A 14,525-nucleotide genomic window follows, 5' to 3' on the forward strand; every position below is an offset into this window, starting at 1 on the left:
TGGTACCCATTCCTTACCTAAACACTTGATACCCTACATAGTTTCCTCTTTATCAGTTCATATGAATTATAATAAAAAATTAAATTTCTATATTTATCTTTTCAAAAATGGTATTTTGTTTATTGATATCCATTTTAATTTCAAAGCACATACACCATACAAAATGGTTGTAATACTTAATGCTATACCACTGAATAATAACGTCATAATTCTTGAAGTTGTACCATCTATCACATTACATAATTCATACAATCCTAGTCCCAAAATACATGCTATTGCTAACACACCGAAAAAGCTTTTTAAATGAATAGAATAGGCAATATAGCTTCGAATATACAAATGATTTACAATACAAATCAATACGTAAGTAATTAGTGTACTATACGCTGCTCCATCTATGCCAAACTTCTGCACGAACATCATGTTTAACACGACTTTCACACAACTCGCACCAATAACAATCCATGCTGCTTGTGCAGAACGGTTAATGCCCTGTAAAACACCTATTGATAATACCATAACCGCAGTAAAATACGAACTGCCAATCATAACTGTTAACATACTACTGCCTTTTACATCTGTGAACAATCCGACATTTAACGGTACTGTTAATGCCATCAACCATATTGTTAACGGCGCTGTCAAAACATGCGCTAGTCGATTTGTATTTTGAATTGTTATTTTCGCCAAATTTATATCTCTTTTGGCCAATGCGGAAGTTAAGAGTGGTATTAACGGAAATACAATTGCACTTGCAAAAATAACAATTATTTGCGTGAATGCAAAACCGCGACTGTATATTCCAAATTGTTCTTGAATTTCTGTTGATGATCCTTGTAATACATGCGGTATTGTAAGCGAGTCTACTAAATTTAAAAGTGGCATTGATAAAGCTCCGATAGCGATTGGGATCGATACCCGCAATATCTTTTTGCCGTTTTCTCTTAAATCTCGGAGCGAATAGGAATTGCTTTTATTGTAGTATGGACTTCTATTATATTTTATACGCAAATATATAAGCGAACTAATGACTCCAAGAAAAGAGCCAACCATCGCACCACTAGTAATAACAGTATTACTCTTATCCCATGATACTAGTATGTAAGCAATTATTAACATAAAAAACACACGTACAAATTGCTCAATGACCTGTGATACCCCTGTTGGTTTCATATCACCGAAACCTTGAAAATACCCTCTATACACCGCCATGTATGGCGCAATGAGTAATGCTAATGAAGTAATAAGCAACGGCATTCTAGTTTCTTGTCCACCGAGCATATTCGCAATTTCAATAGAAAATAATACAATGACTAAACAGCCGAAAATGCCAAATGCTATCCCAATAATTGACGCTGATTTAAATAATTTCGCAATTTCCTTTTGCTTATTTTTTTCGTTCAACTCTGCAATTAGTTTCGAAATTGCAAGTGGAACTCCGGCTACTGATAATGTAAGAGCAATCATATATACAGGAAAAACAAGGCGAAAAATACCGAGCACTTCATCTCCTGCAATATTTTGTAATGGAATTTGAAAAAAACTACCAAGCAATTTTGACAAAAAAGTTGTAATGGTTAAAATTGCTGCTCCTTTTACAAATGTTTTATTCATATTTTTTCTCTTTTCTTTTATACATATACTCTCAAACATATTGTTTTAAGCGATAGGGATTCATTTTATCCCATTGGTTATCATAACAAATTTATTATAGGTTGAATACTTGGTTTTTTTTTCAAACTAGAAAAGCGAACCCATTTAAGCCTGTCTCTTCACAATTTTTTTCTAATTCCTTCCATTATATATGTACACACTATAAGCGTTTCTGTTACGCCAAAAGAGCCCTTCCTCTCTGTCACTGCGATACATATTACTAAAAACATTATAAAAACATCCCACAACTCTACATTATAATTTATGTAAAATTGTGAGATATTCTAATTACTATCTAAACACTTAAGATTTTCAATTGCTCTTTCTGTTCATCGCTTGCCATTACTGCGATTGTTTTTTCAATACTCGGATGTACTTGCTCAAGCTTTACACTTGCTCCTACTTTATTTGATTGCTCAACAAAATTTAATAATGCCATAGCTCCTGATACATCCATATAACGCACATCTTTCATACGTAAAACAACCGGTGACTTCACATCTTGTAAAGTAGAGAAAATACGATCTACTGATAGGAAAGAGAGCGGCCCTTGAATTGTGTACGTTTCTTCTTTTTCTTTTACGATAGAAGTTTTACGTTCTTTACATTTCACCATATATATGATGAACGAAAGAATAATACCGAAGGCAACAGCAATCATTAAATCGAACTTCACCGTTACAATCATCGTTACGAGCATAACAACGACATCACCTTTAGGAGCGACATGCATCTTTTTCATGCTTCCCCAATCGAACATTCCAATACCAGTTAAAATTAAAATACCTGATAATACAGCAAGTGGAATATATTGTACGACCGAACCAAGACCCATAATAAAAATAAATAAGATAACACTATGCATACATGCCGAAAGTGCCGTTTTACCGCCACTTCTTATATTCACGATAGACCTTACAGTCGCACCTGCACCTGCTAATCCGCCAAACAATCCGCTCATCATATTACCGATACCTTGTCCAACGAGCTCTTTATTACTTTTATGACGTGTACCTGTCACATTATCCATTACGACCGATGTTAACAACGAGTCAATCGATCCTAATAAAGCAATACTAAGCGCTGGTAAAATAAGTGCTGCTATTCCTGTTCCACTTAAAGATGGAATATGAAGCGTAGGCATCGCTTCTGGAATGGTTCCAATCTTTTCAATTACTTTATTTAGTGAAAGATTTCCGATAATCGGTAACTTTACTGTAAGTCCTTCGAGTAGAGAAGAAAATAAAGGAAGCAAAGCTGTCACACCGACTAGTGCTACTAAACTAGACGGAATCGCCTTAATCCATTTGCCAGAAACAATCATTACAATAATCGTTAACACAACAAGTAGAAAACTATTTTGTACGTGTTTTATTTCGCCTAAAATAATGATTAATGCAATACCATTCATAAATCCTGAAACGACAGGATACGGAATATATCGAACGTAAGAACCGAGCTTACATACACCGAATAAAATTTGAAATAATCCTGCCATCATAAAGGCAATAAAACTTGCCTCTAACCCGTGCGTCGCAATAACTCCTGTTGCAATAACGGTAATCGGTCCAGTTGGCCCTGTTACTTGCCCAGGTGTCCCGCCAAATAACGCTGCGAATAAACCTGCAAAAATCGCACCATACAATCCAACAAGCGCTCCCTCAGACGTTCCTGTCGCGGCAATACCAAACGCAATCGCAAGTGGTAACGCAACAATCGCAACAGTAAATCCTGCTAAACATTCCTTTGCTATTTTTTGAAACATAAAAAAACCACCTTTGTATAAAGTCCATGTTCCATTGTACACCTAAAAAGATACATTCGTTAGCTCACTTTTTACATTCTCGTGACGTAAACGTATTCAACGAAAAGTTTTCCCCTTATCTTTGGAAACAATTGCAACTATGCTATAATGAACAAATTAAATCTTTTACTATATACTTGGAGGCAATATGCTAACTTTTGAAGAAAAATTATCGATTATTGAATCTTTCCCAGAACTAGAAAGAAAGAACGTATCATTAAAACGTGTAAACTTCCACTTTGAAGAAAGTCGTTTAGATAAAAAGAACGTTGTATTTCATTTACACCCAAATGGAAATGGATTTGTGTATGCAAGCGGTATTAAAGGTTACAAAACGGATGATAAAGGTATGGTTAACATCCGTGAGTTTTCAGCAGAGGAGTTACGTTCAGTAATTGAGAAATCAATTGACCTTCTATCACAAGAAGAAGTAGTAGCACCTGTAGAACCTGCGAAAGAAGAAGAATGGCAGAACGAAGATGGTCATATTCTTACTCTTATTTCAGAGGATGACATGTGGAACGTGTACGCTGGTGTAAACTTAGACGGTACATTCAACTCTTATCCAGAAGCTGCGGAATACCTTGATGAAGAAGGGTTTTCACGTAAATAAAAATAGAAACCTATTTTATCCAACGACTTTTATAGTAATCAAAGAAGACACTTAAGGTGTCTTTTTTTGTTATATAAACTCCTTTCTCACACTATCTCTACTAATTTTCATAAAATGATTCAGAGGAGGTTTATATGAATACAACTGCTAAATTAATAAATTGGAAAGAACATGGCGATATGATTATTCTAGAATGTGAATTAAATGGAAAACGCTTCGAGATATCAACATATAAACAAAGAATATATAATGCACACCTTTTATCAGATGACGTTTATATTCGTTTAGACTCATCTGATAATATAATTGGAATAAATATTTATAAAAAGTAAGAAAAGCCCCCTATTCCGTAGGCGGGCTTTATCTTTATCACACAATATCAGAGTATACTCTCTTTTTTTCATACAGTTTATGTAATTATACATATTCACCAAAAAATACACTAAATGAATATTACATGTAGTAAAATATAACTTGTGGGCACGTTCTATAAAGCAGATTCTTTTAAAAGGCGTAACATATCAATTATTATAGGGGATGTGGCGTCACTTCAATATTGATCTCAAATCTCTTGTCTTTTGTGAACTAACAATCTAGTGTATATAGACGATTCTGCTTTATAGTATGTGTTTACACTCATAACAAAGGGGTAATGGTAATACGGATAGATTCGTATGAAATGAAATGGTTCAAGTCGAAGAGAGGCACCTTAGGGTGCCTTTTCTTTTTGTATTACATCCACTTTGTTTTTCCACCTTATTTCAAATGCGCTAATTAACCTTCACCAAGAAGAAATGAGAATTAACAAAGATATTGTTTCTTCTGTTTAATATAGAAAAATGAAAGATACCCCATAGATATGGGGCATCCTTCATTTTTTATTTTTTCGCACCTTTCAACGACTCCCTCAGCACAAATTTCTGCAACTTCCCGCTCGCATTACGCGGAAGTTCATCTACAAATAAATAATGACGCGGACGTTTATAATCTGCTAGTTCATCACTTTCTTTGCAATACGTTTCTAAATCAGCTTCTGTTATTGTTTCATCTTTCTTCACAATAACTGCCACAACACGCTCTCCCCATAATTCGTCTGGCTCACCAAGTACCGCCACATCTAATATACCAGGATGACTATGAAGGAAATCTTCAATTTCACGAGGATAAATATTTACGCCACCGCTAATTACCATATCATCAACGCGATCAGCAACGAATAAATAACCGTCTTTATCAAAATAGCCTAGATCACCCGAATGATACCATCCTTTATACATCGATTTTTTATTCGCTTCTTCACGATTATGATAGCCAGCCATCATAGTTGGGCCGCGCAAAATAATTTCTCCCACTTCATAAGGAGGTAATACATCCTCTGGTTCTGCCGGTGCATCCTCGTTCGGTTTCACAATACGAACTTCATGGCTAAAGCATGGCGTGCCTGCTGAACCAGCTTTCGTAATTTGATCCTCCTCTACGAGAAACGCAACAACTGGCCCCATTTCTGTCATTCCGTATATTTGAACAAGATCAATATAAAGACGTTCTTTACATTCTTTTACTAACGCCGGTGCCATTGCTGCTCCGCCGTATATACCAATCTTCATCGAAGTTAAATCATACTGAGCTAAATCTTTTTGCAACAACATATTCCACATCGTCGGCGCTGCAAAGAACGTCGTAATCTTTTCTTCTTGAATCGTATGTAATACTGTTTCTGTATCAAAATGATGCAAAATAACATTCTTTCCGCCAACTTGAATGCGTGGTATGATTCCAGCGTTTAATTCACCACAGTGATATAAAGGCGCAACGACAAGCCCTACACTATCTCTATTATATTTAAGGAAATACGTACAAATCATACTATGCTCAGTCATTTCGCGATGACGATGTAATACGCCTTTCGGATGACCTGTCGTACCGCTCGTATAAAGCATTGAACAATAATCCGTTTCATCAATTTCGATATTTACTTTCTCAGAAGATGCTGCATTCACTTTTTCATGGTAGGAACTTGCATAGGAAGGTTTATCGTTTTCTATAGACCAAAAAGATGTATTTGGAAAATCTCTTTCAATTATAGCAACAGTTGACTCAACTGCTTTTTCAAAGACAACGACTTTCGAGGATGCGTCCTGAAGAATATAAGATACTTCTTTTGCTTTTAAGCGGAAATTAATCGGGTTAAAGATCGCTCCGATTTTCGCACAGGCTAAGTAAACGTTTACAAATTCACGGCAATTATATAAGTAAACAGATACCGTATCTCCCTTTCTTACTCCGTCTTCTAATAGAGCGTGCGCTGTTTTATTTATTTGTTCATCCCACTGTTTATACGTCCAGCGAATATTCTTTTCAGGTTCCACTAACGCCTCTTTATTCGGATACTTACCAACTGATAAATCAAAAATTCTCCCTATCGTCATGTACATGCCAACAATTTCCCCCTTTTCTCTTTCATAAATCTATCATTTCGTCCATAAGTAGACATTGTCCTTTAATGATTTGACTAATTTTTCTGATTATTATCGACATAGTTTTACATACGGGGCCGCTAAACGGTAAATGAAATTATATCAGCGATTTTCCAGATATATCGACCGTAACTTGAAATATATCAGCGATTTTCAAAATATATCAGCGCAACTCGAATTATATCAGCGATTTTTCGAATATATCGACTTACCGACAAAAACTGACAAGATATAATCGGACCGCCCGTTACTGCAGGATAAAAAAGAGGTTGTTCCGAATCGGAACAACCTCTTTCTTCTTATGCAAATAGCTCTTCTAAAATTTTCAGTTTATCTTCTGTATATTTCACAAAGCCATCGTTATATGATTTTGGATCTTTCGGATTTGCGAAGTGAGTAATTGCTCCCGTCTTCGGATGAACAAATTTACTTGATGCACCACAGCCAAGTCCGATAATTGATTGTACTTCTTCCATAATGACAATGTTGTAAATACTTTCTTGCGTCGGCATTGCATAACCAACGTTCTCTAAGTTACCTAAAATATTCTTTTGACGATATAGGTAATATGGTACGTAATTATGCTTTTGCGTCCACTCTTCTGCTTCGTGCATCATCGCTGTAATTTCTTCGCGACCTGCTACTTTATATTTACGTTTGTTTTGCGTCATTTCAGAAGCACGTTTGAATGATAACGTATGAACTGTTAATGATTCTGGCATTAACTTTTCTGTTTCATCTAACGTATGTTTGAAGATATCTAACCCTTCACCAGGAAGACCAATAATTAAGTCCATATTAATATTGTTCATTCCCATTTCACGAGCTAAATGGTATTTCTCAATTGTTTCTTCTACAGTATGATGACGTCCAATTGCTTTTAGTGTCTCTTGATGGTATGACTGCGGATTAATACTAATACGGTCAATGTTCCATTTATTTAACACTTCTAGCTTTGCTGGCGTAATTGTATCTGGGCGACCTGCCTCAACTGTTACTTCACGCACATTTTTCACATCTGGGAACGCTTCATACATTTCTTCATACAGCATATCCATCTCTTCTGCTGTAATACTTGTAGGTGTACCTCCGCCGTAATAAATCGTCGTAACTTTTACACCTTTTTCTTTTAAAAACTTACCAATTTCACGAACTTCATAATGTAAACCACCTAAGAACGAATCAACAGAGCCTTGGCGTCCATTAATCGCATAAGCCGGGAATGTACAATATGCACATTTCGTTGGGCAGAACGGAATACCGATATAAATACTTACTTCTTCTTTCAAACGGTATAAATCCGGAACAACTGCTAATTGGCAATCAACAATGCGCTGAAGAAGTTCAATTTTCTCTTCATGAATTAAATAACTTTCACGAAGCTCTTGATGCGCTTCTTCTTTTGACATACCATTTTGAAGCATTTTATGAAGAAGTTTCGTCGGACGTACTCCCGTTAAAATACCCCAGCTTTGTTCAATACCAGTTAACTGCTGAAGAACAGAAAGATATACATAAGAAACAACGTGCTTCACTTGCTTCATACGCTCTTTTTCATCTGTGAAAGCAGATAAATCTTTCGAGAATGTTTCTTCATACACATTTCCTGTGCTAACATCCGTTAATCGAGCGGATGCTTTCACATTATCCTCAATGTGTATATCAACGATAAGATTTGCTTCCTCTTGTTCAAATCCAATCGTACTATCTTCAAAAAATAAGCCGCCAATATTTTGTAGCGGACGTAAAAAACGATCATCTTGTAACGTTTTAATTGAAATTAACAACATTATCACCTTTTCATTTGCAAACTCTCTTTAGTTTACTTGAAGGGCGTTTACAGGTCAATACAGAAGGTTTTACCTGTTTCTCTTACATTTTTTCAAATAATTCTTTTTATGAATATCGCTCCTGTATATAGACATCATCATTTTCTCTTGTTAAAATTTATTAGTACTAAAATCGATACATAGTGAAAATACAATATAAAAAGGAGGAATGTTAACACTAGATTCCATAATCTAATGTGTTAAAAAAAATATGAAAAAGAAATTTTATAGTGTTTTAACTCTCTCTCTTGCATTACAAACTGTTCTTGCACCTACTTATTCATTTGCAGAGAGTGCTGAAAAATCTGCTGAAGTATATACGGAAGATCAAGTTTTTAAAAGTATTAAAGAGCATGTTAATGAGCATAGTACTCATGAAGAAGATATCGAGGTTACTGGTCAATTCCTACTATACACTTCAAAAAAACATTCATTATATACCGCGAATGATTTAAAAAACAAATCGAATATCGAGATTACAGAACAAGTCGTAACGGCGACAAAGAAAAAAGGAAATGCTTATTACATAACGACGCCAACCGGCGCTGGATGGATAGATAACAATGATAATAGCTTAGAAGTTCAAGAGATTCATAAACTATCTAATCAAAAATTAATCGTAAAAGAAGAAGCTTCCATACATGCCCTTCCGTTCCAATCATTTAAAGAAGAAGGGAAACTACAGCCACAAGTCATAACTCCTACTGAACAAGCTGGAAATTGGTTTAAAGTCCAAATAAATGAAACAACAAAATGGATTTATGCACCTTCTTCTACATTTGAAGGTACAAAAGCTTCATTATTAAAAAACAGTCGTACTGCTAAAAATAGTTTATTGAGATCGCCAGAAGCTCTACAAACAAACAATATTTATGGCGTTACATTTAAAGAAATGATTGTCCCAAAAGGAAATGACGATATTCGCCCTGGCTACCCGATGGTGCCTAAATATATTACGATTCACGAAACGGCTAATACAGCGAAGGGTGCTAATGCTCTAAATCATGCAAAATTCTTAGATAATCAAGCACGCGGAACAGCTGATCGCGCCGCATCTTGGCATTTCACAGTAGATGATAAAGAAATTTATCAACATCTTCCAGTAAATGAAGTTGGATGGCATGCTGGAAATAAAACTGGAAACTATGAATCTATCGGAATTGAAATTGCCGTTAATCAAGATGGAAACTATGAAAAAGCGGTAGAAAATGCCCGTAAATTGGCAGCTTATTTAATGAACGACTTAAATATTTCTCTAGATAAGGTCCAAAAACACCAATTTTGGTCAGGAAAAAACTGCCCTGCGTTTATGATTCAACGCGGACAATGGGATGCTTTCTTAAAAGGAACTGAAACATACTATAAGGAAAATCAAAAAAATCCCGTAACTGATGACATTACAGGTGGATGGTATGAACAAGACATTCGTCAATTAGCAGCTAGAGGCATTATGCAAGGAGAAGGGAACGGCAAGTACTTCCCAGAACGTCTTGTAACGCGTGCTGAATTTGCTACACTAATTACTCGTGCTTTACAATTACCAAGTGGAAATGCTAATTTCACAGACTTAGAACAAGTACACCCATCGTTAAGAGACGGTATTAATCGTGCAGCAAGCGCAGGCATAATCCGCGGACGTGGTGATAATACATTTGATCCAAATACTACAATTACACGCGAAGAAGCTGTTATTATGATTGATCGTTCTCTAAAACACGCTGGTATTTTTGCAAAACAAGTTGAACTACCATTCGTAGACCAAAACTTAATTTACGCTAAAGAAGAAGTACAAAGAGTGTATGGATATGGAATTGTAAAAGGTAATGAATTTAATGAATTCGTACCAAAAGGACCATCACAACGTGCACACGCAGCTGCATTTATAAACAGAATGCTTAGCGTAATTGAAGCTTAAAATATTTATCTGTATTAATTTAAAAGGCATCAGAGATTGTATAATCTCTGATGCCTTTTATACATCTTTTAACTATTTTTAGCCATGAATCTTAAACGTATTCCTAATAACAGAAGCATAAAACCGATGAATGGAACGTAATTCGTATTGTGTCCTGTAGCTGGAAGTTGTTGATTATTAGAAGAACCTTGTCCTTTTTCTGGTAAATTAGGTTTTTCTACTCCCTCACCTGGCTTCTCTGTTCCTTCACCTGGCTTCTCTGTTCCTTCACCTGGCTTTTCTGTTCCTTCACCCGGCTTTTCTGTTCCTTCACCCGGCTTTTCTGTTCCTTCACCCGGCTTTTCTGTTCCTTCACCCGGCTTTTCTGTTCCTTCACCCGGCTTTTCTGTTCCTTCACCTGGTTTTTCCGGACCTTTTTCTGTATCTTTTTCATTTGTAATTTGAAGCTTTACAACTTCAACTTTTTCATTAGAAATCGTAAATTTCATTTCCTTATCGAATAAAGTATATCCTTCTGGCGCTTGGATTTCTTTTAAAGTGTAATCTCCTGGTTCTAACTTCTTAGAAGTCGCTTTACCGCTCTTGTTTGTTGTTAATGTGTCGATTTTTGTTCCGTCTTTCCAAATTTCAAACACTGCGCCTGCTAATACTTTATTTGTATTATTAGCGTCTACCTTTGTAATTTCTAATTGACCTGTAATTTCTTCTTTCACTTTTTCATTCATAACTTCTTGTTTTACTACTTCATTTGCTACAACGTTTACTTCTATTGTTACTTCTAACGCCTTATAACCTTCTGGCGCTTTTGTTTCCTCTAACGTGTACTTTCCTGGCACTAAGTTTTCGAATTTCACAACACCTTCTTTATTCGTTGTTTTCGCTTCTCCAACTACTTGACCAGCTTCGTTCTTTAATTTAAATTCTGCACCTGCTAGAACTTTTCCACTCTCCGAATCCTTTTTGATTACTTGTAAGCTTCCTAGTTCTTTTGCGTTTTCTACTTGTACTTCTACTACTTTGTTTGCTTCCACAACGACTTCAATTTCTTCTTTTAACAATTTATATCCTTGTGGTGCTTTCGTTTCTTTTAATGTATACTTTCCTGGTTCTAATTTCTGTGAAACTACTTTACCAGTTTTATCTGTTCGTAACGTATCTACTTTTTTACCATCTTTATACACTTCGAATTCTGCATCTGATAATACTTTCGTTTTATCTTCCACATCTACTTTTACAATTTCGAATTGACCAAGGCTCTTACTGTTCGTTACTTTTACATCAACAACTTTTTCACCGTCAACTGTTACATGAATTATTTGTTTTGTTAACTCATAACCTTCTGGTGCTTTTGTTTCTTCTAACGTATATTCACCTGGCACAAGTCCGTCTACTTTAACCGTTCCAGACTTATCTGTTGTAATTCCTTCTTTTACAACATTTCCTTTCGCATCTTTCAATGTAAATTCTGCGCCTGCTAAGCGTTTCGTTTGATCTTTATCATCCATTTTAATAATTTGTAGAGAACCTAAGATTTTTTCGTTTTCTGCCTCTACTTTTACTACTTCTTTCTCGTTTTGAATTGTTACTTTCCATTCTTTATTTGAAAGCTTGTAGCCCGCTGGTGCTTTCGTTTCTTTCACTGTGTATTCACCTAGCGGTAATTTTGGTGACATCACTTTTCCACTCTCATCTGTTTTCAGTTCCGCTACCTTTTTACCATCTTTATACACTTCGAATTCTGCACCTGATAACAATTCCGTTTTATCATTCGCATCTACTTTCACGATTTCGAATTGACCTGTTACTTTTTCATTCGTAACTTCTTGTTTTACTACTTCGTTCGCTACAACGTTTACTTCTACTGTTACTTCTAACGCCTTATAACCTTCCGGGGCTTTCGTTTCCTCTAACGTGTACTTTCCTGGCACTAAGTTTTCGAATTTTACAACACCGTCTTTATTCGTTGTTTTCGCTTCTCCAACTACTTGACCAGCTTCGTTCTTTAATTTAAATTCCGCACCTGCTAGAACTTTTCCACTTTCTGCATCCTTTTTGATTACTTGTAAGCTTCCTAGTTCTTTTGCATTTTCTACTTGTACTTCTACTACTTTGTCCGCTTCCACAACGACTTCAATTTCTTCTTTTAGCAATTTATATCCTTGTGGTGCTTTTGTTTCTTTTAATGTGTATGTTCCTGGTTCTAATTTCTGAGAAACTACTTTACCAGTTTTATCTGTTCGTAACGTATCTACTTTTTTACCATCTTTATACACTTCGAATTCTGCATCTGATAATACTTTCGTTTTATCTTCCGCATCTACTTTCACGATTTCAAATTGACCTGTTACTTTTTCGGGGATCTTTTTATTCACCACATCTACAGTCACTACTTTATTAGCCTCTACATCAACAGAAACTGAACTAGATGATAATTCATATCCTTTCGGTGCTTCTACTTCTTTTAATGTATAGCTTCCAACTGGAAGTTGTTTCGATAAGGCTTCACCTTTATCATCTGTAACAATTGTTTCCACAACTTTCCCATCTTTATCGATAACATCAAATTTTGCACCTGGTAGAAGTTGACCAGATTCACTATCTTTTTTCAATAATTTAAATTGGCCATTCTCTACTTTTCTCGTATTCTTCATAACAAGTTCAATTACGTTTGTATTATCAATTGTTACTTTGACTGGTGTATCAACTTTTATATATCCTTCTGGTGCATTTATTTCTTTTACAAAATAGTCACCAAGTGGTAAATCTTTAACTTCCGCAATACCCTTTTCGTTTGTTGTAACAGTAGCCACAACGTTATTATCTTTGTCTATAACATCAAATTTTGCGTCTTTTAAAACAATATTTTCATCGTTTTCATCAACTTTTTTAATTTGTAAATGTCCTTTTTCAGCTGCTGGCTTATTCCACTTTGGCCAGTTAAATTTAAAGTTATGAACCTCAAAACCATCTCTTTGGTGTAATCCTCCAACATAGGCTTGTCCATTAATAGAACCACCTTTTGTTTCTACAACTGCATTAGGTGCAAACACACTGCCTACTACACCATATCCTTTAGTTGTTATCTTTGTAGCATTAGGAAATACCCAAATTACCTTACTAGCTAACTCAGTAAAAGATGAATTAGGATCGTATGCTTGAGATGTATTAATTAAATCCGTCGCCATCCCAGTATTTCTTGTATCATACAAAATTGCACCGCCACCAAAACTCACTTCTTCTGCATCTGAATAAATAACAATAAAGTCTTTATTCTCTACATTCGGAAGAAAAACGTCTTTTACATCAAATGTTTTCTTTCCAGTTTGGCCTGAAGAGACATAAATATTAGGGTTATTTAAATCTTCACCGATGCCAAAGCTCATATTAGGTTTTGGCTTATCAGTCTGTAGTTTACTTGCATCCCCGATTACACCATCAACGTCTTTTCTAAATTCTTTAAACTTAGCATCAATCTCCGCTTGCTCTTTATAAGAGATACGGTCATATGATGTTTTCATTGCGCCATCTGGGTCACCGTCTTTTGTCATCGCCACTGTTCCATCTTGAATAATTACTTGTCCTGCTCCCGCTTTCGTAAATTGACCGCCTAGTAATAATGATGGATATCCTTCATCTACCCAAGTTGCTCCAGCTAAGTTATTTGCTCCAGTTGCAGCCGCTACGACTGTATAACTTGATGCGTTCATATTTTTCTGAACAGCCATCGCACCTTCAATATCCGCACTCGTTGCACTATGATCTCCAAAAATGATGGCATTGTAATAAGATACATCACCTAAACCTTTTAATTCTGTTGTAGCTGCCTCTGCTTTAAATGGTAAGTGGATTAAAAAATTCATACATATTAGTAATACAACTATTAAACTACTACTTAACTTTTTAATTTTTTGATTAAATGATTTCCTCAAGAAATTCATTCCCCCTTTTAAACTTCCTAAAACCACAAAAAGAAGTACATATCATATGTACCAAACCTTACTCACATTAACTTAAAATAATCCATTTAAATAAAACAAAGAAACACTACAACTACTTAATAAGATTGCTACAATTCATTTTTGAAATAATACTTGAACTAAACTGTCATGCGGAAATACTTTTACGTATGGGAGCCCAATAAAATTAATCTGAAGAATATTTCATGTGGTGTAACTATTTTGGCAACATCATTCACTTTACATTAGTTTTCTAAAGGATTCAAGTGAATTGTATA

8 protein-coding genes are annotated in these 14,525 nt (G+C 35.4%); 3 read left to right on the forward strand and 5 right to left on the reverse strand.

Features of this window, described 5'->3' with window-relative positions; all coding sequences use genetic code 11:
- Positions 1–93 precede the first annotated feature (93 nt).
- The gene (locus tag ACTFR8_RS19055) at positions 94–1,614 is read right to left on the reverse strand and encodes a putative polysaccharide biosynthesis protein (protein WP_001043992.1); all 1,521 of its coding nucleotides are present in this window, start codon (positions 1,612–1,614) and stop codon (positions 94–96) included.
- 334 nt (positions 1,615–1,948) lie between these two features.
- Positions 1,949–3,418 (reverse strand): SulP family inorganic anion transporter, encoded by a 1,470-nt coding sequence (locus tag ACTFR8_RS19060; RefSeq protein ID WP_000486654.1) that lies wholly within the window; start codon positions 3,416–3,418, stop codon positions 1,949–1,951.
- Positions 3,419–3,605: 187 nt separating this feature from the next.
- Here ACTFR8_RS19060 and ACTFR8_RS19065 point away from each other — a divergent pair, with 187 nt between their 5' ends.
- Positions 3,606–4,070 carry a hypothetical protein gene (locus tag ACTFR8_RS19065; protein WP_000954998.1) on the forward strand — a complete coding sequence of 155 codons (465 nt, stop codon included), beginning with the start codon at positions 3,606–3,608 and terminating at the stop codon, positions 4,068–4,070.
- Positions 4,071–4,204: 134 nt separating this feature from the next.
- On the forward strand, positions 4,205–4,402 hold the full coding sequence (locus ACTFR8_RS19070; RefSeq protein ID WP_001098260.1) for a hypothetical protein: 198 nt from the start codon (positions 4,205–4,207) through the stop codon (positions 4,400–4,402).
- 546 nt (positions 4,403–4,948) lie between these two features.
- Here ACTFR8_RS19070 and ACTFR8_RS19075 read toward each other — a convergent pair.
- Both ACTFR8_RS19075 and ACTFR8_RS19080 read right to left on the reverse strand, forming a co-directional pair.
- The gene (locus tag ACTFR8_RS19075) at positions 4,949–6,505 is read right to left on the reverse strand and encodes a fatty acid--CoA ligase (RefSeq protein ID WP_200462034.1); all 1,557 of its coding nucleotides are present in this window, start codon (positions 6,503–6,505) and stop codon (positions 4,949–4,951) included.
- Positions 6,506–6,846: 341 nt separating this feature from the next.
- On the reverse strand, positions 6,847–8,337 hold the full coding sequence (locus ACTFR8_RS19080; RefSeq protein ID WP_001999181.1) for a coproporphyrinogen III oxidase: 1,491 nt from the start codon (positions 8,335–8,337) through the stop codon (positions 6,847–6,849).
- Between the two features lie 250 nt (positions 8,338–8,587).
- On the opposite strand from ACTFR8_RS19080, the gene ACTFR8_RS19085 reads away from it, so the two are divergent.
- A complete protein-coding gene (locus tag ACTFR8_RS19085) occupies positions 8,588–10,291 on the forward strand; it encodes an S-layer homology domain-containing protein (protein ID WP_000726532.1) in 1,704 nt (567 codons plus the stop codon).
- Positions 10,292–10,359: 68 nt separating this feature from the next.
- On the opposite strand, the gene ACTFR8_RS19090 is transcribed toward ACTFR8_RS19085, so the two are convergent.
- A complete protein-coding gene (locus ACTFR8_RS19090) occupies positions 10,360–14,220 on the reverse strand; it encodes a SpaA isopeptide-forming pilin-related protein (RefSeq protein ID WP_440027689.1) in 3,861 nt (1,286 codons plus the stop codon).
- Positions 14,221–14,525 lie beyond the last annotated feature (305 nt).

Source organism: Bacillus cereus group sp. MYBK15-3 (genome assembly GCF_051916765.1).
GTDB classification, from domain to species: Bacteria; Bacillota; Bacilli; order Bacillales; family Bacillaceae_G; genus Bacillus_A; species Bacillus_A cereus.

Bases quoted from the DNA above. Each gene is read 5' to 3' on its own strand.
- ACTFR8_RS19055 (WP_001043992.1), bottom strand. From the start codon at position 1,614: ATGAATAAAACATTTGTAAAAGGAGCAGCAATTTTAACCATTACAACT.
- ACTFR8_RS19060 (WP_000486654.1), bottom strand. From the start codon at position 3,418: ATGTTTCAAAAAATAGCAAAGGAATGTTTAGCAGGATTTACTGTTGCG.
- ACTFR8_RS19065 (WP_000954998.1), top strand. From the start codon at position 3,606: ATGCTAACTTTTGAAGAAAAATTATCGATTATTGAATCTTTCCCAGAA.
- ACTFR8_RS19070 (WP_001098260.1), top strand. From the start codon at position 4,205: ATGAATACAACTGCTAAATTAATAAATTGGAAAGAACATGGCGATATG.
- ACTFR8_RS19075 (WP_200462034.1), bottom strand. From the start codon at position 6,505: ATGTACATGACGATAGGGAGAATTTTTGATTTATCAGTTGGTAAGTAT.
- ACTFR8_RS19080 (WP_001999181.1), bottom strand. From the start codon at position 8,337: ATGTTGTTAATTTCAATTAAAACGTTACAAGATGATCGTTTTTTACGT.
- ACTFR8_RS19085 (WP_000726532.1), top strand. From the start codon at position 8,588: ATGAAAAAGAAATTTTATAGTGTTTTAACTCTCTCTCTTGCATTACAA.